Annotated in this window: 21 protein-coding genes; 17 read left to right on the forward strand and 4 right to left on the reverse strand. The window is 41.9% G+C overall.

What is annotated here, in order from left to right; all coding sequences use genetic code 11:
• Positions 1-33 precede the first annotated feature (33 nt).
• The 17 genes from IRJ18_RS02290 (at position 34) to IRJ18_RS02370 (ending at position 16,603) form a co-directional block, all read left to right on the forward strand.
• Complete coding sequence (locus IRJ18_RS02290) at positions 34-543, forward strand: NADH-quinone oxidoreductase subunit J family protein (protein WP_194104581.1); 510 nt, start codon at positions 34-36, stop codon at positions 541-543.
• Positions 527-856 carry an NADH-quinone oxidoreductase subunit NuoK gene (nuoK, locus tag IRJ18_RS02295; RefSeq protein WP_194104582.1) on the forward strand — a complete coding sequence of 110 codons (330 nt, stop codon included), beginning with the start codon at positions 527-529 and terminating at the stop codon, positions 854-856. The genes IRJ18_RS02290 and nuoK overlap by 17 nt, the downstream gene beginning before the upstream one ends.
• A gap of 97 nt (positions 857-953) precedes the next feature.
• Positions 954-2,879: an NADH-quinone oxidoreductase subunit L gene (gene nuoL / locus IRJ18_RS02300; protein ID WP_194104583.1), complete on the forward strand. Its 1,926-nt coding sequence runs from the start codon at positions 954-956 to the stop codon at positions 2,877-2,879.
• A complete protein-coding gene (locus IRJ18_RS02305; RefSeq protein ID WP_194104584.1) occupies positions 2,876-4,354 on the forward strand; it encodes a complex I subunit 4 family protein in 1,479 nt (492 codons plus the stop codon). Before nuoL ends, IRJ18_RS02305 begins: the two co-directional genes overlap by 4 nt.
• Before the next feature lie 43 nt (positions 4,355-4,397).
• The gene (locus IRJ18_RS02310; RefSeq protein WP_194104585.1) at positions 4,398-5,780 is read left to right on the forward strand and encodes an NADH-quinone oxidoreductase subunit N; all 1,383 of its coding nucleotides are present in this window, start codon (positions 4,398-4,400) and stop codon (positions 5,778-5,780) included.
• A gap of 73 nt (positions 5,781-5,853) precedes the next feature.
• Positions 5,854-7,095 (forward strand): O-antigen ligase family protein, encoded by a 1,242-nt coding sequence (locus tag IRJ18_RS02315; protein WP_194104586.1) that lies wholly within the window; start codon positions 5,854-5,856, stop codon positions 7,093-7,095.
• An 86-nt stretch (positions 7,096-7,181) separates the two neighbouring features.
• Positions 7,182-8,759, forward strand: a complete 1,578-nt coding sequence (locus IRJ18_RS02320; protein ID WP_194104587.1) for a hypothetical protein — start codon at positions 7,182-7,184, stop codon at positions 8,757-8,759.
• Positions 8,756-9,271, forward strand: a complete 516-nt coding sequence (locus tag IRJ18_RS02325; protein ID WP_194104588.1) for a hypothetical protein — start codon at positions 8,756-8,758, stop codon at positions 9,269-9,271. Before IRJ18_RS02320 ends, IRJ18_RS02325 begins: the two co-directional genes overlap by 4 nt.
• Before the next feature lie 77 nt (positions 9,272-9,348).
• Positions 9,349-9,747 (forward strand): carboxypeptidase regulatory-like domain-containing protein, encoded by a 399-nt coding sequence (locus IRJ18_RS02330; protein ID WP_194104589.1) that lies wholly within the window; start codon positions 9,349-9,351, stop codon positions 9,745-9,747.
• Between the two features lie 140 nt (positions 9,748-9,887).
• Entirely contained in the window at positions 9,888-10,544 is a 657-nt protein-coding gene (locus tag IRJ18_RS02335; RefSeq protein ID WP_194104590.1) for a DedA family protein, read from the forward strand.
• 18 nt (positions 10,545-10,562) lie between these two features.
• The gene (locus IRJ18_RS02340) at positions 10,563-11,108 is read left to right on the forward strand and encodes an inorganic diphosphatase (protein ID WP_194104591.1); all 546 of its coding nucleotides are present in this window, start codon (positions 10,563-10,565) and stop codon (positions 11,106-11,108) included.
• A 9-nt stretch (positions 11,109-11,117) separates the two neighbouring features.
• Entirely contained in the window at positions 11,118-12,458 is a 1,341-nt protein-coding gene (locus IRJ18_RS02345; protein ID WP_194104592.1) for a hemolysin family protein, read from the forward strand.
• A 12-nt stretch (positions 12,459-12,470) separates the two neighbouring features.
• Positions 12,471-13,178 carry a 16S rRNA (uracil(1498)-N(3))-methyltransferase gene (locus IRJ18_RS02350; RefSeq protein ID WP_194104593.1) on the forward strand — a complete coding sequence of 236 codons (708 nt, stop codon included), beginning with the start codon at positions 12,471-12,473 and terminating at the stop codon, positions 13,176-13,178.
• Position 13,179: 1 nt separating this feature from the next.
• Positions 13,180-13,836 (forward strand): DUF4159 domain-containing protein, encoded by a 657-nt coding sequence (locus tag IRJ18_RS02355; RefSeq protein WP_194104594.1) that lies wholly within the window; start codon positions 13,180-13,182, stop codon positions 13,834-13,836.
• A 9-nt stretch (positions 13,837-13,845) separates the two neighbouring features.
• Positions 13,846-14,343, forward strand: a complete 498-nt coding sequence (locus tag IRJ18_RS02360) for a biotin/lipoyl-containing protein (protein WP_194104595.1) — start codon at positions 13,846-13,848, stop codon at positions 14,341-14,343.
• Positions 14,344-14,376: 33 nt separating this feature from the next.
• Entirely contained in the window at positions 14,377-15,168 is a 792-nt protein-coding gene (gene cdaA / locus IRJ18_RS02365; protein WP_194104596.1) for a diadenylate cyclase CdaA, read from the forward strand.
• A 112-nt stretch (positions 15,169-15,280) separates the two neighbouring features.
• Complete coding sequence (locus IRJ18_RS02370) at positions 15,281-16,603, forward strand: sensor histidine kinase (RefSeq protein WP_194104597.1); 1,323 nt, start codon at positions 15,281-15,283, stop codon at positions 16,601-16,603.
• Between the two features lie 5 nt (positions 16,604-16,608).
• On the opposite strand, the gene IRJ18_RS02375 is transcribed toward IRJ18_RS02370, so the two are convergent.
• The 4 genes from IRJ18_RS02375 to IRJ18_RS02390 form a co-directional block, all read right to left on the reverse strand.
• Entirely contained in the window at positions 16,609-17,433 is an 825-nt protein-coding gene (locus IRJ18_RS02375) for a hypothetical protein (protein WP_194104598.1), read from the reverse strand.
• Between the two features lie 151 nt (positions 17,434-17,584).
• The gene (locus tag IRJ18_RS02380) at positions 17,585-18,346 is read right to left on the reverse strand and encodes a hypothetical protein (protein ID WP_194104599.1); all 762 of its coding nucleotides are present in this window, start codon (positions 18,344-18,346) and stop codon (positions 17,585-17,587) included.
• 6 nt (positions 18,347-18,352) lie between these two features.
• Positions 18,353-18,970, reverse strand: a complete 618-nt coding sequence (locus IRJ18_RS02385; RefSeq protein ID WP_194104600.1) for a hypothetical protein — start codon at positions 18,968-18,970, stop codon at positions 18,353-18,355.
• Between the two features lie 417 nt (positions 18,971-19,387).
• Positions 19,388-21,346 (reverse strand): NPCBM/NEW2 domain-containing protein, encoded by a 1,959-nt coding sequence (locus tag IRJ18_RS02390; protein ID WP_194104601.1) that lies wholly within the window; start codon positions 21,344-21,346, stop codon positions 19,388-19,390.
• Positions 21,347-21,615 lie beyond the last annotated feature (269 nt).

A 21,615-nucleotide genomic window follows, 5' to 3' on the forward strand; every position in this document is an offset into this window, starting at 1 on the left:
TTACGAAGGTTAAGGTGATATAGTAAACAACATATGAGTATATTTTACTTCATCGCATTTTTATCCATACTGTTTGCAGTGCTGGTTATTTCTGCAAAAAACCCGGTACATAGCGTACTGTACCTTATCCTTACGTTTTTCACCATTACCATCCATTATATTTTACTGAACGCGCAGTTTTTGGCTATTGTAAATTTTATAGTTTATATGGGTGCCATAATGGTGCTGTTCCTGTTTGTGCTAATGTTGCTGAACCTGAACGTTGATGCAGAACCGGCTAAAAGTAATATTGTAAAGTTCGCCGGCGTAATCGGTGGCTGCTGTTTACTGGCTACGTTGTTCGGGTCGTTAAAATTGGCGTCCGCATCAAACCCGGTAGTGCTAAGTAACCCCGGACTGGGCCTGGTTAAAAACCTGGGTAAAGTATTATTCACCGAATTTTTATTGCCGTTTGAAATTTCGTCCATCCTGCTGTTATCGGCTATGGTAGGCGCGGTTTTGCTGGCTAAAAGAGAAAAGCAACCTGATGGAAAGTTTTTTTAATACCGTTAGAGTAGTGCCGCTTAACCACTACATCATGTTAAGCTGCATTTTGTTTTCGATAGGGGTTATTGGGGTATTGATACGTCGTAACGCCATTGTGATATTCATGTCGGTTGAGCTGATGCTGAACGCGGTGAACCTGCTGCTGGCCGTATTCTCGGTTTATCGCGGCGATGCCAGCGGACAAGTGTTTGTATTCTTTATTATGGCCCTGGCTGCTGCCGAAGTAGCTATTGGCTTGGCCATTATAGTGATGATCTACCGTAACACCAGTTCGATAGATACGAATGTGTTGAATAAATTGAAATGGTAATAGCCCCCGGCCCCTGAAGGGGAGTAGGACGGCTTACTGAATAATATAATAAATAAAAACTTCTGTCCCCCCTTCAGGGGATTAGGGGGCTTGAATTATGGATAAATATATCTGGCTTATTCCTTTGTTACCGCTTGCAGGGTTCGTGTTTAACGGACTTGGCCGCAATGTCCTTTCAAAAGGCGTTATCGGTTTTATCGGTACATTTTTGGTATTGGTGTCATTCGGTATCAGCTTAAGTGTGTTTTTTGAAGTGCAGCAAAAAGGGCACGCTATTAACCTAACCATGTTCGATTGGATAAGCGCCGGGACAATGCATGTGCCTTTTGCCTTTATGGTCGATCAGTTGAGTGCTATAATGCTGCTGATCATCACCGGTGTCGGTACGCTGATTCATTTATACTCCATAGGCTATATGCACGATGATGCCGGTTTTGGTAAGTTCTTCGCTTACCTTAACCTGTTCATCTTCTTTATGCTATTGCTGGTAATGGGTTCAAACTACGTGGTAATGTTTATTGGCTGGGAAGGCGTAGGCTTGTGCTCATATTTACTTATCGGTTTCTGGTACACCAATCCTGCTTATGCAGATGCGGCTAAGAAAGCCTTTGTAATGAACCGTATTGGCGACCTTGGTTTCCTTATCGCTATATTTTTGATGGTAAATATGTTTGGCAGCCCATCGTTCAACGAGATATTTCCTAAAGTGCAAATGATGCACCCGGGCTATTGGACCATTACTTTAGTTACTATATTGCTGTTTATCGGCGCTACAGGTAAATCGGCACAGATACCTTTGTTTACCTGGTTGCCCGATGCTATGGCCGGCCCAACACCGGTATCGGCGCTAATACACGCGGCTACCATGGTTACCGCGGGTATTTATATGATAGCGCGCAGCAACGCCTTGTTCTCGTTTGCGCCGGTAACAATGGAGATTGTAGCTATTATTGGTTTGGCAACTGCCTTACTGGCCGCGCTGATTGCCTTAACTCAAACAGATATTAAAAAGGTACTAGCTTATTCAACCGTATCGCAATTAGGCTATATGTTTTTAGGTTTAGGCGTTGGCGCTTATACCGGCGGGTTCTTCCATGTAATCACACATGCCTTTTTTAAAGCTTTATTATTCCTTTGCGCAGGTTCGGTTATTCACGCGGTAAGCGGCGAACAGGATATGCGCAATATGGGCGGCCTTTGGAAAAAACTACCTATCACAGCCTGGACCATGCTTATTGGTACTATTGCCATTGCAGGTATCCCGCCGTTCGCAGGCTTCTTCTCTAAAGATGAAATATTGGCACATGTCTACGAACACAGTAAGTGGATGTACGCCGTAGGTGTATTTACCGCCATGCTAACATCGTTCTACATGTTCCGTTTGATATTCCTTACCTTCTTTGGTAAATTCCGTGGCACCAGCGAGCAGGAGCACCATTTGCACGAGTCACCTGCTAATATGACCATCCCGCTGATCATTTTAGCGGTGTTATCAATAGTTGGCGGCTTTATTGGTGTGCCCGAAGCTTTGGGCGGTCACCATGCTTTGGAACATTTCCTTGCCCCGGTATTCAGGAACCCTTATCTGCATAAAACTACCGAGGTTTTATCTGCAAATACAGAAATGACTTTAATGGCTGTATCAGTTGGCGGTGCTATCATCGCGCTGATATATGCTTATATTAAATACGTTAAAAACAACCACGTGCCCGTGCGCGATGGGGAAGAACGCGGTCTGCTGGCAACCTTATCATACCATAAGTTTTATGTAGATGAATTGTATGATATCCTGTTCCGTAAACCGCTGGATGCACTGTCGGACTTCTTCTACAAAGTAGTTGATAAGCTGGGTATTGATGGCCTGGTGAATGGCATAGGTGCTGCCCCCGTTGAGGGTAGCAAAGGCCTGCGCCTGCTGCAAACAGGTAATGTGGGTTTCTATATTTTTATGATGGTGGTGGGCATTATTGCTGTACTTATTTATAGCCTGGGATTAACAGATATACTGCATATAAAAAAATGACGGTTTCGATATTACTTTTTTTACCTCTGCTTGCTGCGCTTATTCTTGTTTTTGTTAAGAACGAACAGGCTAAATATGCGGCATTGTTTTTTGCAGTAGCCGAACTGGCACTGTCTGTTTATTACCTGGTTAACTTTGTACCTGATGCTTCTGTTCAGTTTGCGATAGACGCGTCGTGGATACCGCAATTTGGTATTTACTTTAGCGCCGGTATTGACGGTATCAATATTATTCCGGTAATGCTAACCACACTGCTGGTACCCATTATTATCCTGACTACTTTCAAGCACGATCAGCCAAGGGCAAACGCTTTTTACGCACTGATGCTATTTATGCAAACGGGTTTGCTGGTTGTATTTACCGCTTTGGATGGTTTCCTGTTTTACGTAGGCTGGGAAGCGGCGCTGATACCTATTTATTTCATTTGCGCGCTATGGGGAGGCGAGAACAGGATAAAAGTAACGCTGAAGTTCTTTATCTATACCTTCGCCGGTTCGTTGTTTATGCTGGTAGCATTGATTTACCTGTACACACAAAACCCAAACAAAACTTTTGATATACATGAGCTTTACGGCTTAACCTTATCGCTTAAAGCGCAGGGTTGGTTGTTCCTGGCATTCTTTTTAGCGTTTGCTATTAAGATGCCGATATTCCCATTCCATACCTGGCAACCTGATACCTATACCGAAGCGCCAAGTGGTGGTACAATGATGCTATCGGGTATAATGCTGAAGATGGGTATTTATGGCGCTATCCGCTGGATGATCCCTATTGCTCCACAGGGCTTTAATAAATTTTATCCATATGCAATAACTTTGGCGGTTATCGGGATAGTTTATGCCAGCATCATCGCGTTCAGGCAAAAGGATGGTAAGCGTTTGGTTGCTTATTCGTCAATAGCGCACGTTGGTCTTATTGCAGCCGCTATTTTCGCATGGAACGTTAATGGTAATCAAGGCGCCATGATACAAATGCTTAATCACGGTATTAATGTGGTAGGTTTATTTTTTGTATGGGATATCATCAGCCGTAAAATGAATACACGCGATTTAAACCAGCTTGGTGGGATTGCTAAAAATAGCCCCTGGTTTGCGGTATCGTTCCTTATCATCACTTTGGGTACAGTTGCACTGCCATTAACCAACGGGTTCATCGGCGAGTTTTTATTGCTGAACGGTGTTTACTATTACAACGTACGCCTGGCTATTGTGGCGGGCACTACTATTATATTAGGTGGTGTATATATGTTAAGGATGTATAAAAATGTGATGCAGGGCCCAACCAACGACCTGACCATTACCTTCACCGATATTACCGGTAGCGAGCGGGTAGTAATGGTGATCATCTGCGCGCTGATCATCATAATAGGAATTTATCCGCAGCCTATTCTGCACTTAAGTGAAGCAGCGGTAACAGAATTGACGGCCACGGTAAATGCTAAAATGAGTCTTTTAGGGTCGAACTTTAAACCATAATTATTGTCAGGACCTGATATTATAAAGAAATTGGAAATATAAAATGAATACCCTCATCCTCATATCTGTTTTACCTATACTGTTGTTGTATTTGGGCTTATATAAAGCTAAAAATGCGTTGTTACCCGTAACCATTATCGGTTTACTGGCGGCACTGGGTTTAGTAGTTGCAAAATGGAATACCGTTGCCGAGCCAATTTATCACGGCATGATGCAGTTTGATAGGTTCGCCATCGCTTTCTCGGCCATCACTATCCTATCGACCATACTGATCCTGATGCTGTCTAAAGATTACTTTGAACGCATTAGCAGTCACGTGGCCGAATACTATGCTATTATTTTATTCTCCCTGGCGGGCATCGTGGTGATGGTATCATACCATAATTTAACCATGCTGTTTATCGGTATCGAGATCATGTCGGTAAGCTTGTACATATTGGCGGGTATTAAAAAGAATGATTTTGCTTCAAACGAAGCAGCGCTGAAATATTTTCTGATGGGTGCCTTTTCTACGGGTTTCCTGTTGTTCGGCATTACGCTCATTTATGGAGCTACAGGTTCGTTCGACCTGGATGTGATCCGCGACTGGGCTTTAACCCATACCAGCAAAACCGTTGACCCGATGTTTTACACGGGTATTATGCTGATGATAGTTGGTCTGTGTTTTAAGGTAGGCGCCGCGCCATTCCATTTTTGGACACCGGACGTTTACGAAGGCTCACCAACTTTAATCACTGCGTTCATGTCTACCGTAGTTAAAACGGCTGGCTTCGCGGCTTTCTTAAGATTGTTTTCTACTTGCTTCGCCTCGGTATCCGATTTCTGGATGCCTACGCTAATGGCTATCACTATACTTACCTTGTGTATAGGCAATATCACTGCGCTGTATCAGCAAAGTTTTAAAAGAATGCTGGCGTTCTCCAGCATTTCGCATGCGGGTTATTTGTTGTTCGCTATTGTTGCGCTGGGCGTAAACTCAGGAAATTCAGTGTTCATATATGCCACGGCTTATTCAGTTGCCTCTATCATTGCCTTTGCAGTGCTGATATTGGTTCAGCAGCAATCCGGTAACGATAATTTTGAAAGCTTTAACGGCTTAGGAAAAAGTAACCCATTCCTGGCGTTTGTGCTTACGGTAGCTATGCTTTCGTTAGCAGGCATACCACTTACCGCAGGGTTTATTGGTAAATTTTTTATGTTTAGCGCTGCTGTGGCCAAATTGCAAATATGGATGGTGGTTATAGCAGTGATAAATGCCATCATCAGCATTTTCTACTACTTCCGGGTTATTGTGGCCATGTATTTCCGCAGCGCCGACCGTACCGAAATGGTTATACCGGGTTATTTTAATGTAGTGCTGGCGCTATCGGCTATCATCACTATCATTATTGGCATTTACCCAAGTGTTATTGCTAACTTGATTTAACTTCCTTATTATACCATAATATTTAGGTATTGACAATTACATTTAATCTGTTTAATTTCAAAACAAATTAGATGTGATTGTTGCATCTGCATTAGCATTACCTAAACTGAAACTTCGACCACATATTCCTTTTTTAATCATGCTGTTTTGCATGGTTATTTCTGCTTTTTCCGGAAATAGATCTTTAACATGCGGTTGCTGTGTAGCATGTAGTTGGTTATACTTATATAACGCCAATTTTGATAAAAAGAAGATTTTTTTATCAGCAATATTTTTCGCTGTAATTTTAGTATTGGCAGTTTTGGTTTTTAAGCAAGATTCATCCAGCGGAAGATTACTGATATATAAAATATCATTACAGATATTAAATAAACATTTCGTAACTGGCGTAGGATTGGGGAATTTTAAAACAACCTATCTGTATGCGCAGGCCGATTATTTTAGGGCAGGTCACTTTACGATCAAAGAGTTGCTGCTTGCAGATAGTACGCAGTATGCATTTAATGAATATCTCCAATTTGTTATTGAATTAGGTTTAGCGGGATTTGTGCTTATCATCTGCTTTTATAGCCTGATGTTTATAATTATAAAAAAAGCCATACAAAAAAAATCTTCACAATTATTATTAATATGTATTTCTCTATTCATTGCATTAACTATAGCCGCTTGTTTTAGCTATGTATTCCATATAGCAATTTTTGCTGCCATCTACATCGCTTGCAGTACATATATCGCTTGTTTTACCTTAACTAAAGGGTGGACTAAAAGTATTCTTATTGCAGTTTCAGTAATTAGCGTAGCTGCAATTTGGATAAACAATTACTCGTTGTTTATATTTCATTCAAATGCTCTTGAAAAATTTAAAGAAGCAAACGAATTAGGGCAAGCTGGATATAAATCAGAAGCTTACCAAAAAATGGATAGCTTATATGAAGATTTAAAAGACTACCAGTTATACCTGGAAACCTTTGGCAACTTAGCATTACAACAAGGCTATCCGCAAAAAGCGTTAACCGCATTTCAACAGCAAAAAAAACGTAAACTTTATTACAACCTTTTTGCAAACATCGGCGATTGTTATAACAAATTAAATCAAAAAAGTGAGGCCGAGAAGAATTACCAGTTAGCCGTAAATATGGTTCCAAACCGTTTTGTTAGCAGGTACAGATTGTTTGAATTTTATCTGTATAATAATGAACCCCAAAAAGCATTAATAGTGGGGAAAGGTATATTGCATCTTCCAGCTAAAATACCGTCGGCCCAAGTAAATCATATTAAAAGCATCGTACAAATCAAATTAAATCAGCTTAAATAAAGAAAATAGAATTTCGGTAACCTTTTTTGCGGGAGTCCGTAAAAGGTAATAAAATCCTAAACTTCATTAACCTAAACTAAAAAACAATGAAATTGAAATTTACCAGTTTAGCATTAATTGCTATTGTTATCTTTTTTTCGTGTCGTAAAAGTTACGATACCTCTAACGCCAATTTAGAAACGACAGTTTCAAAAACATTTTCAGTAAAAGACGCCCAAAGTTATTTGGATACTAATCTGCATCTAAAAGCAAGTAGCCTGAATAGTATTGTTTTAAATTCAACAAGGCATCTTTCAAGTAGTGCATATTTTATGTTTAATAGGGCTAAAGTGGGTAGTATTAGACAATTCGAAGTAGTGGAAATACCGGTTGCACTAAGCAATAACGTAATTCCCTTTTATAATTTCGCTAAAGACAACTTAAAATATAAACCGGATATGTCGGTTTTTCATGCATCTTTCACCCGTATGCTTGTTTATAAAAACCAACAAACAAAAGAGATTAGCAGCGTATTAGTTACCTATATCCCGGATAAGGAATATTTATTGGCTAATAAAAATGACGCCAGCAATAATACTATTGCAAAAATGAGCCCGTTATTTAAAGGTTACCTGCAATACCAAGATAAAGATGGAAATATTAAATATGTGTTACGTATTATAAATGGACGAACAGTGCACAAATATGTTTACAGCGCTTCTGGCCGGATGGCCATACAGGGCACCAAACTGAAAGTGAATGATTGGGTGGAGCAATGCGTTGACCATTACCAGGTGGGCTGTGTTGTGGGGCCGGAAGGCGAACTTATTAATTGTGGCGAACCGGTATATCTTGGAACCGATTGTACTATTTGGTACGAACCTGATAGCCCAAATAATAATGACCCGACACCACCGGAGGACAATGGCGGCAGTGGCGGTGGCGGTGGCGGTAGTGCGGGTGGTGGCATAGCTACTTTAAGTGTTCAAGGCATTAATCTTCCTCCATGTATTACGGCTATACTTAATAGTATTAATAGCGCTGCGTATCAGGTTGCTGCAGTAGCAAGTATGTTTAATGATCCAATTGACATACCTGATTCATACGGCGTAGGCACAATGCTGAATACGGTAATGAATAATCCAGCTTATGGAATTACGTTTTCTGTAGGCAATAATTTCCCAGGGACAAACGCATCAACAAGTCCGTCAGCACTTTATCCAGTTACTACAGAATTGCAAAGCTCTTACACTAGTACTGCGACGCAACTTTCCGTTGCCAGAACCATAATGCATGAGACAATACATGCTTATTTTCAGTACGGCTTGGCGAATTTTCAAAATGATCCTAATTTCGCTAACTTTCAAACAATAAACGACGTGTTGTTTGATACTAATGGCAACCCGCAGAACGATCAGAACTTAGCACAACATAATGCCATGGCATTAGATTATGTAAGTGGAATTACAAGTATGCTCGTTATTTATGCAAATATGAATAACATAACATCTCCGGACCCCAATAGAACAATCCAGGAATATTGTTCGGATTTAGCCTGGGCTGGACTATTTGGTACGAATGCATATAAAAGTTTGTCACAAACTGATCGAGATCGTATTAATGATACTGCTTTAAAAGAACAAGATAATTTACAAGGTTCAACGGGGAAAAAGGCATGCCAATGAGAATCAAAAACATTTTAATGATTACCATGCTTCTATATGGATGTGGGGTAACAGCGCAGGTAACTGATACCGGAAAAGGAAATGAATTTTATCAACACCTGATCATTGGATTGGGTGTTGATAAAGATATCCCGATATATTATAAAACATCACTATCTGTGTTTAAACGGGTTGACTTAAAAAATGATAAATTGAGGTGGATAGGAAAGGATCAAGTTTCTGGAATAGCTGCTTTTTTAAATCAGGTCGATCCCAATCAATTAAAAGAAAATGAATCGCTATCTAAAATAGAGGGGCATCCGTTTACAGTAAAAAAATATGAAAGCATTAATTCGCGATCACAGCCATTTTTAGAATTATCGCCTATAGTTTATTCAAGTGATAAAAGTTTGGCGCTTTGTTCTGTTTATCATTGGAGCAGCCCGGAAGCGGCGAGCGAAACTATTTATATTCTACAGCATCAATCATCCGGATGGAAAATCGTTAGGTTTTTGGTTGTGTCAATTTCTTAATTATTGTAAAATTTAATAAAGTCAATGTACTAACAATAAACATTATCCGCATTTGACTATCACAAAAGAAGCCGGCTATGAAAAAAAAAATTTTTTTTATAAGTTGTTTTTCTTTAATGTATTTAATTTCTTGCTCTGTTAATCATGAGATTGTGAAACCAAAGTCGGGTGATTATCAATGGCAGGTTACTCATTCCTCCCAGGCGTCCGCCCCGGTAATTTGTGGTACTGTTAATGACTTTGATACTAAAAAGCCATTAGGTAAAAATGGTGCAATAAAGATCAATCAAAGTGTAAAACAAAAAACCGATTTGAATGGGGGATTTTCGTTCAAAGTTGAACCTGGAAAATACGCTTTCACAATAGTTGCCTTCCCATATGATTTAGTAACGACAAAAAAAATACAAGTAAATCTTGGTGATTCGGTTAAGTTAAAAGTGTACCTCAAGCCTAGCAGTGAACCCATGGTTGACTAAATTTTTTTGATCACATAAATAAGCTTAAGATATACAAACGAGGCGGGCTAACACCCGCCTCGTTTTGTATATCGTGTTATTTAATAGTTATAGGCAGTAAATACTACAAGTAAAATAATATTTGTAGTTTTACTTATTACATGGAAAGTTTCTGGGAACATCTGCACACTTTAACCGATGCTAATTCCATCATAAGTACCGGGGGCTTTTACCTATTACTTATTGTTGTATATGCTGAAACGGGCCTCTTTTTCGGGTTTTTTTTACCCGGCGACTACCTGCTGTTTATGGCCGGCCTTTTTTGCGCGACAGGTATATTAGATGTCTCTATTTATTTATTATTAGGCGGGTTGATGATTGCGGGTATATTGGGTAATTATACCGGCTATTGGTTTGGTTACCGAACAGGCCCCTTACTGTTCAACCGCAACGAATCAATCTTCTTTAAAAAACGCTATGTGGTAATGGCAGAAGCGTTTTATGAAAAATATGGTGGCATGGCTTTGGTTTTAGGCAGATTTTTCCCCATAATCAGAACTTTTGCACCTATCTTTGCAGGTGTTGTAAAAGTGGACATTAAAAAGTTCACTATCTATAACATAATAGGGAGCGTAGCCTGGGTATGTACATTAACATTAATAGGTTTCTTCCTGGGGCTTAAATATCCCGGGATAAAAGATTACCTTCAATACATTATTGTTGGTTTAATTGTAATAACAGCTATCCCATTGGTAGTAGCATTTGCCCGAAGAAAAGGGTTTATTGATACAGAAGAAAATAAAACAAATAAGGCATAATTATATTTAATATAGCAAATGAGTACACAACACCCATGGCACCAGGTATCGCCGGGCGATGATATACCGTCAACAGTGAACGCGATTATAGAGATACCAAAAGGATCGAAAGCGAAGTATGAGATTGATAAAGATTCGGGTTTATTGAAACTGGACAGGATCCTGTTCTCGTCGGTAATGTATCCGGCCAACTACGGTTTTATCCCGCAAACCTATTGCGATGATAAGGATCCTTTAGATATATTAGTACTATGTTCTGCCGATGTTTATCCTATGAGCATGATAGAAGCCAAAGTAATTGGGGTGATGCACATGGTTGATAACGGCGAACAGGATGATAAAATTATCGCGGTAGCAAAAAACGATATGTCGGTAAACTATATCGACGATTTGAATGAATTGCCGCCGCATGCCATGAAAGAAATAGTGCGGTTTTTTCAGGATTACAAAGCGCTGGAAGAAAAGAATGTTACCATAGAGCATCTTTTAGGCAAGCCCTACGCATATAAAGTAATTAAGGAAAGTTTAGAGCTGTATAAAGCTACTTTCAAAGTTGAACAATAAAAAAAATTAATGGACCACCCCGATCTTTATGTAAACGGCTATTTTATTGTTCTAACCATATTCCTGGTTTTTTTAAACGGGTTTTTTGTAGCTGCAGAATTTGCGCTGGTACGTGTGCGGGGCTCGCAAATTGAATTGCAGGTAAAAACCGGCAGCCGGATGGCGCGGCTTACGCGCAGCATTATGGCTAATATGGCTGGCTACCTGGCTGCTACGCAATTAGGTATCACCATTGCATCGTTAGGCCTGGGTGTAATAGGCGAAGACGTGTTTACACGTGTAATGCTGAATGCGTTTAATTTATTAGGGTTTCAAATCACCTCGGTATTTGTTATCAATACATGCCATGTGCTGGCATTTGCTATAATTACAGTATTAAGTATTGTGTTTGGTGAATTGGCTCCTAAGCGACTGGCCATTCAGGCTTCAGTACGCACGGCTATGGCGGTATCGGCGCCGCTGCGTATCTTTTTTGTAGTGTTTAAGCCGCTTATTTGGGTGCTTAATAACTTTGCCAATTTTATACTTAAGCTTTTGGGTATTAACGCGGTACAGGGCGAATCGCACCACAGTTCGGAAGAATTACAATACCTGTTAGAACAAGGCAAAGAAACCGGCGTACTGGATTCAACGGAACACGAACTGATAAAAAACGTGTTCGATTTTAACGAGCGTGTGGTGAAAAACATTATGGTGCCGCGTACTAAAATATCAGGCATGGATGTGGAAACCAGCAAGGAGGAGCTATTAGAACTGATTATTACTGAAGGCTATAGCCGGATGCCGGTTTACCAGGATAGCGTTGATAAAATTATTGGTGTAGTGCATGCTAAGGATATTTTGCCTTTGTTAGCCCGTAATACCAACTTTGAACTAAAAGACATTATCCGCAAGCCATATTTTATCCCGGAAACCAAAAAAATAAACGACCTGATGGCCGAACTGCAGCAAAAACGCATGCAAATAGCCATTGTGCTTGATGAATTTGGCGGCACGGCAGGCATGGTTACGCTGGAAGATATTGTAGAAGAATTGGTCGGAGAGATACAGGATGAGTTTGATGAGGAAAAGCCTATTGTAGATAAAGTGAGCGACCGTGAATTTATTGTGAATGCGGTAGCCTCTATATATGATGTGAACAGTCACCTGCCGCATGATTTGCCCGAGGATGGTGACTTTGATACCGTGAGCGGCTGGGTAAGTGGTATATTTGGTAAGATACCCGAGGTGGGCGAACAACGTGAAGCCGACGGCTACAATGTTACCGTCCTGAAAAAATCAGACCAGAACATCGAATCTGTAAAGCTGGAGCTGCTGCTGAACGAAGAAGACACCGTGGATCTGCATTAATCCCTACTGTCGATGCATCTGTTTTACACGCCCGATATTACCCCCGCTAATAAGGATTGGTTTTTAACCGAAGAGGAGAGCAAGCATTGCACCCGGGTGCTGCGCCTGGAAAAAGGCGACCAGGTAAACCTGATTGACGGCAAGGGCGGTTTGTACGCAGCCACTATTTCCGATGCGCACCCAAAGCGCACCATCCTGCATATTGAAGCCGTAATTACGGAATACGGCAAACGCAACCATTATCTGCATATAGCCGTTGCCCCTACCAAAAATTTAGACCGGCTGGAGTGGTTCCTGGAAAAAGCTACAGAGATTGGTATTGATGAAGTATCACTGATCATCACCCAGCGCTCGGAACGCAAGGAAGCAAAGATAGATAGGTTGAATAAGATTATCACGGCGGCTATGAAGCAATCGCTGAAAGCTTATCACCCGGTATTGAATGAAGCAATCAGCTTTAATAAATTTATAAACCAACCTTTTGACGGGCAAAAGTTTGTAGCCCATTGCGCTAATAGCGAGAAGGTAGCAATAAAAGATCAGTTTAAACCTAATAGTAACTATTTGGTGATGATTGGCCCTGAAGGCGATTTTACCGAAAAAGAAGTAGGGGATGCTTTACAAAACGGTTTTAAAGCTATAACTTTAGGGGAAAGCAGGCTGCGCACGGAGACCGCCGCGCTGGAAGCTTGTTTCGAGATCAATTTTTTAAACCGGTAAGATGAAGTTAAGGTTTGCCATAGGTATTGTGCTGTGTTTTTGCCTTTTTGGTTTTAACGAACCCGCCTATAAAATGGCCAAGCTAAAATACAATGGCGGCGGCGATTGGTACGGCGACCGCACGGCCTTGCCCAACCTGATCAAATTTTGCAACGAAAACCTGAAAACTAATTTCCAGTCCGAAGAAGAAACCGTGGAAGTAGGCAGCGCCGAGTTATTCAACTACCCCTTTGTATTTATGACCGGCCACGGGAACGTGATATTCAGTGATGCTGAGGCACGTAACATGCGTAAATATTTAATGGGTGGCGGCTTTTTACATATCGACGATAACTACGGTTTAGATCAGTTTGTGCGCCCGCAAATGAAAAAAGTATTCCCCGAATTGGATTTTGTGGAGTTACCTGTTAACCACCCCATTTATCACCAGAAATATGATTTCCCATCGGGCTTACCTAAAATTCACGAGCATGATGGCAAACGTGCGCAAGGCTTTGGCCTGATCTATAAAGGCCGCCTGGTTTGCTTTTATACCTACGAGTGCGATTTAGGCAACGGTTGGGAAGATTATGGCACTTATGCTGGTGATACCCAGGAAGCCCGCTTAAAAGCCCTTAAAATGGGCGCTAATCTTGTTCAATACGCATTAACACAGTAACCCTTTATTATGTACCAGATAAAAGTAAATGATAAGCTGAATTTTGAAGCTAAACGAGAAAAGGGGGCGCTGATGGTTAACGGAGAACCAGCCAATGCTGATATAAAGCAATTAAGCCCCTTAAGCTATCATGTAATTCATAATATGGCGTCATACAATGTTGAGGTCATATCATTGGATGCCGTTGCCAAAACGGCCGAAATTAAGGTTAATGGCAACACCTATGCTGTTTCCGCAAAAGATCAATTCGACCTGTTGCTCGATCAATTGGGTATGAGCAACAAGGATACCTCCAAAATAAGTGAAATAAAAGCCCCTATGCCGGGCCTGGTGCTAAAAGTATTTGTTGCGGAAGGCGATGTAGTGCAAAAAGGCGATAACCTTTTCATCCTGGAAGCCATGAAAATGGAGAACATTATTAAAGCTCCCGCCGATGTAACTATCAAAACATCCAAAATAAAAGCCGGTGATAAGGTTGAAAAAGGACAAGTACTCATGCTGTTTTAGGTTAGTAATCACCAAAAAAAACTACCTTTAACCATGCAATCATTTGATTTTAGTTTCCTGAAGGTTACCCCTTTTGATGTGCTGGATGTATTGCTGGTAGCGTTTATACTGTACCAGTTGTATAACCTGATAAAGGGTACCATTGCGGCTAATATTTTTATAGGGCTAACCATTATTTGCCTGGTATATGTGGTGGTAGACAGGCTGCATATGCGTATGCTGAGCTATATACTGGGTAACTTTATGAAGGTGGGCATTATTGCCATAGTGGTAGTGTTTCAGCAGGAAATAAGGCGATTTTTGCTATTGGTGGGGAAAAATGCCTCATTTCAGCGTAACCGAGAGTGGTGGCGGTATTTTTTTGGTAAAAAGGAAGCCGAGAAAAACAATTACGCACGCATAAAACCTATTATTGATGCCTGCAAAACCCTGAAGCAAACCCGCACCGGTGCATTAATAGTTTTTGTGAAATATTACGACGAACAGTTTTACCAAAACAGTTGCGAAGTACTGGAATCAAGAATATCAAAACGCTTGCTGGAGAGTATTTTCCAAAAGAACAGCCCCCTGCACGATGGGGCGGTGGTTATTGCCGGTAACCGCATTAAATCGGCCAGTTGTATTTTACCGCTGACGGATAAAACCGACTTGCCCGCGCAGTTTGGCCTGCGCCATCGGGCAGGCATTGGCGTAACCGAAGCCAATGATGCGACGGCAATTATTATCTCTGAAGAGACCGGTGAACTATCTTATGCCAAACAAGGCAAGGTGAAGATCAATATCAGCTTTGCTGAATTGGAAAAACTGTTGAATAAGGATTTTTAGAGGACACTTCCCATTGGAGGCACAATACGCCATTAACCCATTTGATTGCTGAATTTAACTTTGGCTTTTATTACCTTTAAAACAAAATCTTATAAGCCTATTGTTACTGCCTATGCCAAATAAAATCAACACATTGTGGATCAGGTTAATTGGCAGTCAGCCGGAGTTCGCTTTAGAGAGCCGGATCTTCCACTCCATAAGCGTTTGTTTAATTGTACTGTCGGCAATTTATGTTCCCTACAATTTATTTTCAGGGCAGTACGTGGCATCGGTATCTTTTTTAGCTATAGCCTGCATATTTTATTACCAGTATCACCAGTCGAGGTACCATGGGAAAAAGCATAGCACCTTAGTGTTCGGTCTTGTAGGTTTGGTTTTATTCTCGGTTAATTATTTCGCTAACTCCGGCATCGATGGTTCTACCGATATCATCTGGCCTTCGTACCTGCTACTGGTGTTTGCCATTTCGCCCTACAGGCAGCATGTATTTTGGCTGATAGGTTGCCTTGTTACTTTTATCCTGATCCACGTCATCGAATTTTACCACCCCGAACTGGTAAAGCATCCATTTACAGCCGGGCAGGGCCAGTTTATGGACAGGGTCACCGCTTTTCCCATCCCGGTAGTAGCTATTTATATCATTATCACCTATATCCGCCGCAACTATGATAATGAACGGCAAGTTGTGGAACTACGGAATAAAGAAATATTGCTGCAAAAAGAATTGCTTGAACAAAGCGACAGCACAAAAAACAAGCTCATGTCTATCATATCGCACGATATGCGGGCCCCGCTGGTGAATATACAAGGCTATCTTGAGCTGCTAAATGAAAATGAACTGGATGATAACCAGCGCCCGGCGATAGAGAAAGATCTGCTGATAGCCACCAACAACACCATGCAAATGCTATCTAATTTGCTGTATTGGACCAAAGCGCAAATGGAACAACCCGTAGTAAACCTGGTGCAAACCAATTTGGCGCAGGTTTTAAGGAGTACGCTGGAGATGGAAAAAGCTATCGCAGCTAAAAAAGGCGTTTCCTTAGTTTACCAAATTGATGACGGGATAAAAGTGACTGCCGATATTGATATGCTGCAATTGGTGGTGCGCAACCTGGTGAGCAATGCGATAAAGTTTACCCCAAAAGGCGGACAAATTACAATAAACGCTAAGCCAGATGGCCAAAACTGCAAACTAACCGTTAGCGACAACGGGAAGGGTATTGAGCAATCTTACCAGGAAAAGATCTTTAAAATAACAGCTGATCCCGCCTTTGGCACCAACAACGAGAAAGGCGTAGGCCTGGGGCTATCGCTATGCAAGGAGTTTATTGAACGACAAGGCGGCAGCATTGGCTTTGAAAGTATTTTTGGCCAGGGCAGCAACTTTTATGTTTTTATTCCTAGGGAGGGAACCGCTGTGGGGAATAATTAAACGATTTACTTGCTTAGCGTGTAATATCCCCACATATCAGTGGTCGAATCAAGATCCTGATCTACATCTACCGGTTGCCCGTTAATGTAAGTATAACTTTTGTGCATGCCCAGTTTAAACCGTGTTAGCCTGTTTTCTAAATGTATACTGTAAGTGAATTTTTGGCCAGCATCAAGGTTTAAATATTTTAATGGTATAGCCAACTCATACACGTAGGCGCCGTTTTTATCAAACCTGCTAACAGCACGTATACGCTCTTCATTGTAAACCGATATTAACATATCTTTTATTTCGGTAATGCCCGTCACCTCTATATTCTTGGCGTGGTTGCCCATTAGCTTATTGGCTATGGTGATTAACGAATCCACATGCGCGCCAGAATAGCGGGAGGTGTCGTTGTCCAGTATGACCTGCGGGATTTTAGCCTGCGACCGTACCCGCGACCCGGCATACCACAATATTTGCTGGCCTGGTGCAAAATCCAGCATGGGGTAAGTTAGCTGTATGTTGTCTTTAGCATCACTACTTTTTTTACCAGCTTTGTTAATTATGAACGTGAGGCCCACATCAATTAGCTTTGTTATAACCCGTGGCTGGTCGGCTTTAACTGTGAGATATAGATTTTCATCATCGTTGCTTACTATATAATATAACTGCGTTGCTTTATTGTAAGCCTGCAAACTATCTTTCCATTCGTTAAGCCGGCCGTCTATTTTAATATTCGCTGGTGCACGTAGTGACACTTCCTGTACATTAGGCAGTTTTTGTGCCTGCAAATGCCATGCGCCCAATAGCAGGGTGATTATAGTGATACAGATTGGTTTAGACATTTTGTGGTGATAAAGTTTATAAGGCAGTATCTGTAATGATTTTAATTATCAATAGACTTAGATAATTAATAATAAGGCACAAGTATGTCCGCAAGCCAACGCTGAATACTTTCGCCGGTATGAGTACACGTTCCAACATGGGTTTAGTTGTTTATAGCTTCTTTTCCATCGTCTCAAATTTTTCAACCAATTTAATCAAACTGGTAGTGTCGATCTTAGTCTCTTTTACCTCAAATAAAAATTTCCGTTTAGGTATATCCATTCCTTTATTGCCTTTAGGAACTTTATTGGTGATAAACTCAACTTTAAATAATTTGAATTGAGGATATATGTCCAAATCTTTTGAGAAAGAGTATTTAACTCCTTTAAAACCGGATTTAAAGTAATAATACATTGTATCAGGGTAGCTATCATCAACCCGAATTTTGGGAATGTATTTTTTTATTAAAATGTTCGCGCTTGAATTGAATTCGGTTTTTAATAATGTGTCTTTAGCTTTCTGGAAAAATGGGAAGTTGCCGTACGCGCGAAAATTCAATAATGAATCAAAGTTTATTCTGCGTGGCCTCTCCGAACTTAATGAATCAAACCAATAAGCGTAACGATTGTCAGAGCTGTGTATTACAAAATTGTATTTTATGCTATTTTCTGACGTTTGCTGTAGTGCATAGTCGCCATTTTTATTTGTTTTCGCTTTCATGGTCGTAGTAACGTAAGGTAGCTTGTACACAGTATAATTGTTACAATAACAGATAGTTAAACTATCTGTTATTGTAAACAATTTATTACTTTCCGCATTAACGAATTGCATATCAGCCTTAAAGGCTATTCCAGTTATCTTGTGAGGATTTTTGCAGGCAGTAAAAGTAACCAATGCGATTATAATAAGCTTTACCTTAGCTTTTAAGTTCATTTGCATTTAATTTGTAGATGTGCCAGAATTAACAGCTCGTTGTAGCGCTTCCTCTTGATTTTGAGGGAGATACCAATTGGCCATTTTTGTAACTGTATGCCGGAACAAATTTTCCTTTAGGAGTAAAATAAAAACCATTCCCGAAAAAGTTGAATCGTGCTTAGCGTAACTGTTATTATTTAATTTAGTTAGATCATTTCCAATGTAGGAAGGGTCGGCAAAGATAGTCATAATAAAAGCTTGATAACTTTTACCATCATTAAGTATTACAAAAGAAGATTTACTATTTTCCTTTACATAAGCCAATTTGCCCGTATTTTTATTTTTAAGTGCAGATAGTATCCTATTTGCAGGGTCTATAGGTATTTCAATTACATCTTTATTATGTCGCTTATAACTAACATTATGCGCCCAATCGGGTTTAACATGCTGACTGTAATCAATTGGGTTATTAATAGAAGAGCTCGCATTCGTGCTTATTGATGAATTTGAATTATCACCAGGAAACGCACTTTCATACCAGTTTTTAGCTAGATTAACGGATTCAGAAAGGGGTGGAGACGTTGACTTGTTCTCTCTACACAGCTGTGGGTAATGAATAATGCACCGACGAATAAGATGCAACCAAGTAACCGCAAAGTTATCTTGTTAAGATTTAGTTTTTTCATGATGTGACGGTTTAAGTTAATATGATTAAGTATTATTTACTTATACGTCATCCTTTATAAAAGGTTACAATATTAAAATTATAGGATTTATGTATTTAGTTCCTCACTCGCTACCGCAAGCGTGCCTTGTGCTGGCGCACGTGCCACGTGTGCTTTAATAAAACATCCCCGGTAAGCCGGTCAGCTTTGCACGTCGGGGATGTTCCACTACGTTCAACATGACGCGAGGGAGAGTGTGTGGTCACAAGTTTCCAAGCTATACCCCCCGCGTCATTCTGAGCGCCGGCGAAGAAACCCCGGTAAGTAGGCCTACTCTGCATACAGGGATGTTTCACTACGTTCAACATGACGCGGTGGTGAGTGGGGCAAGCACCTACTTCCTACCCACTCCCTTCACTTTCAACAACACACACCCATGCGCTGGTACTTCAACCGTGTAGCTGCCGTTGATGGTGCCGAGGTTTTTGTGCAGCCATAGGTCGCGGACGGCTTGGGGGGCTTTGAGGCCAAGGTCGGCCCATTTAACGGTTATCTTTTGCGGCTCGTTATCCATGTTCACCAGTCCTACGGCTTTGGTACCGTCAAACAGGGGGCGCGCCCAAACTTCGCGGTTGCCATCCTTCACTACGCGACTGGCGGCTTTGCCCAGCGGGTCCTGGTTAATGTCGATGGTTTCATCGTTGGCCAGCAGGTCCAGCGTAAACTGATCCATTTTGGTCATATCGCAGCCAATCAGTATCGGGGCGGCCAGCAAGCTCCACATACTGATATGTAATATTTGTTCGTTAGGTTTTAAATGGGTAGGGTGGGTTTTGCCAAAGCCCACTATGCCCACCATCAGCATATCAGGGTCGTTCCAGTGGCCCGGCCCGGCATACACTTCGTGCCCGGCCTGGCTTTCTATAATGCCTCTTAAACTGTGCCAGTTATCTACAATATCGCCGGTGGTGCGCCAGGCGTTACCGCCAATGGATGGGTCGGCGCCCCATTTCCAAACCTCGCCCATACCATACTGGCATAGCGAGTACACAATATCGCGGTTAACTTTATTCAGCGATGCGCCCATCACCTGGTAGGGTTTCATCAGGGCTGGCAGGGAATGATCATCCTTAGCAATGCGCCCGTAGCTGCACCAATCGTATTTTAAATAATCAACACCCCAGGCGGCGTAGCTGGCGGCGTCCTGGTCTTCATGCTCGTAACTGGCGGTATAGCCCGCGCAGGTTTGCGGTCCCGGCGAGGAATAGATCCCAAAGCGCAAGCCTTTTTTATGAATATAACCCGACAACCGCGCCATGTCAGGGAATTTTTTGTTCGTCAGGATATTGCCTTTATCATCGCGCCCTGCCTCCCAGGTATCATCAATATTAATGTATGAATAGCCATGTGCGGCTAACCCGGTCGAGATCATCTCATCGGCAGCGGCTTTCACTTTGTCCTCATCAACCGCGCCTGCCCACACGTTCCACGAGTTCCAGCCCATGGGCGGGGTTAAGGCCAGTTTATGCTCGCCGCCAACTATGGTCAGTTCGCGTGTCGCCCGTCCTTTTGGTCCGCGGGCGCTTAGTATAACCCGCGTAGTCCCCGCAGCTTTTAACGCGCCCGAGATTATCCCGGTAGCCGGGTTCAATTTTAATCCAGAGGGTAGGTTCGCGGCACCGTAGCTTAACGGGCCTTTACCCGTGGCCGGTATGCGGAAAAGAAAATCGCGCCCCGGTGTCGCGCCAATTATCCTTGCGCCATGTATCTGCGGTACTTCACTCTCGGCTTGATGTACATAGCGCGGCGGGGTAGCCGGTGTGGTCACTATCTCGGGTTTTTGCCGGGCGCCGGGAGCCAGTTCTAACTTAGCGTCGGCCCAGTCGCCATGGTCGTTATTAATGCCATCGCCGGCATCGTCCAATTGCAGCGTTAGCTGTTTAGCACCGGTGACATCTATGGAAATTACCTGTGTATCGCCCCTTTTCAATACCGGGGTTTTAACCCGTTCTTTGCCATCAACAAGCACGGTAAACACTACCGATCCTTCTTTAGTGGCCTCGTCATCCACACCCACTGTGGCGGAGAAACGGGTAGCCGCGCCGTGCAGGGTAATTACGATATTCCCATCGGCGTGGGTGCCAATGCCATGCGCGTACACCACGTTATTCAGCGTAATGGGGTGCCCGTCTACAGATTTTCCCGCGTGCACCTGCCCCCAGCCTTGTTCCACTTCGGTAAGGTTCATGGCATCAATCCATACAACATTGGGGGAGGCTTGCTGGGCCAGCACAGGTAAGCCCATAGCGCATAGTGCTGTGAATAATAAACGAGGCAATAAATGGTTTTTCATGGCAAATAGGTTGGTAATTGTTGTGATATGAAGATACTGCATTTTTATAAATGAAAAAGGGGCGGCCAGGTATAAAATAAAAAATCGGGAGGATTTGCCGTGAAAATGGTAAAATAATACCGATGGATAAAAAAAGCTCCATATGCTGGCGCACGCGTGCCGCGTGTGCTTTAACCGCTTTATTTGTTTAGATATCGCATACTATAATATCTGAATAAGCACACGCGGCACGCGTGCGCCAGCATGGGATAAAAAATGTTACGGGATAC

The organism is Mucilaginibacter boryungensis, assembly GCF_015221995.1.
Classification (GTDB): domain Bacteria; phylum Bacteroidota; class Bacteroidia; order Sphingobacteriales; family Sphingobacteriaceae; genus Mucilaginibacter; species Mucilaginibacter boryungensis.

Coding starts and splice junctions, on each gene's coding strand:
- IRJ18_RS02330 (WP_194104589.1), top strand. CDS start 9,349: ATGAAAAAAAAAATTTTTTTTATAAGTTGTTTTTCTTTAATGTATTTA.
- IRJ18_RS02360 (WP_194104595.1), top strand. CDS start 13,846: ATGTACCAGATAAAAGTAAATGATAAGCTGAATTTTGAAGCTAAACGA.
- IRJ18_RS02325 (WP_194104588.1), top strand. CDS start 8,756: ATGAGAATCAAAAACATTTTAATGATTACCATGCTTCTATATGGATGT.
- IRJ18_RS02370 (WP_194104597.1), top strand. CDS start 15,281: ATGCCAAATAAAATCAACACATTGTGGATCAGGTTAATTGGCAGTCAG.
- IRJ18_RS02310 (WP_194104585.1), top strand. CDS start 4,398: ATGAATACCCTCATCCTCATATCTGTTTTACCTATACTGTTGTTGTAT.
- IRJ18_RS02350 (WP_194104593.1), top strand. CDS start 12,471: ATGCATCTGTTTTACACGCCCGATATTACCCCCGCTAATAAGGATTGG.
- nuoL (WP_194104583.1), top strand. CDS start 954: ATGGATAAATATATCTGGCTTATTCCTTTGTTACCGCTTGCAGGGTTC.
- IRJ18_RS02345 (WP_194104592.1), top strand. CDS start 11,118: ATGGACCACCCCGATCTTTATGTAAACGGCTATTTTATTGTTCTAACC.
- IRJ18_RS02380 (WP_194104599.1), bottom strand. CDS start 18,346: ATGAACTTAAAAGCTAAGGTAAAGCTTATTATAATCGCATTGGTTACT.
- IRJ18_RS02390 (WP_194104601.1), bottom strand. CDS start 21,346: ATGAAAAACCATTTATTGCCTCGTTTATTATTCACAGCACTATGCGCT.
- nuoK (WP_194104582.1), top strand. CDS start 527: ATGGAAAGTTTTTTTAATACCGTTAGAGTAGTGCCGCTTAACCACTAC.
- cdaA (WP_194104596.1), top strand. CDS start 14,377: ATGCAATCATTTGATTTTAGTTTCCTGAAGGTTACCCCTTTTGATGTG.
- IRJ18_RS02290 (WP_194104581.1), top strand. CDS start 34: ATGAGTATATTTTACTTCATCGCATTTTTATCCATACTGTTTGCAGTG.
- IRJ18_RS02355 (WP_194104594.1), top strand. CDS start 13,180: ATGAAGTTAAGGTTTGCCATAGGTATTGTGCTGTGTTTTTGCCTTTTT.
- IRJ18_RS02375 (WP_194104598.1), bottom strand. CDS start 17,433: ATGTCTAAACCAATCTGTATCACTATAATCACCCTGCTATTGGGCGCA.
- IRJ18_RS02305 (WP_194104584.1), top strand. CDS start 2,876: ATGACGGTTTCGATATTACTTTTTTTACCTCTGCTTGCTGCGCTTATT.
- IRJ18_RS02335 (WP_194104590.1), top strand. CDS start 9,888: ATGGAAAGTTTCTGGGAACATCTGCACACTTTAACCGATGCTAATTCC.
- IRJ18_RS02320 (WP_194104587.1), top strand. CDS start 7,182: ATGAAATTGAAATTTACCAGTTTAGCATTAATTGCTATTGTTATCTTT.
- IRJ18_RS02340 (WP_194104591.1), top strand. CDS start 10,563: ATGAGTACACAACACCCATGGCACCAGGTATCGCCGGGCGATGATATA.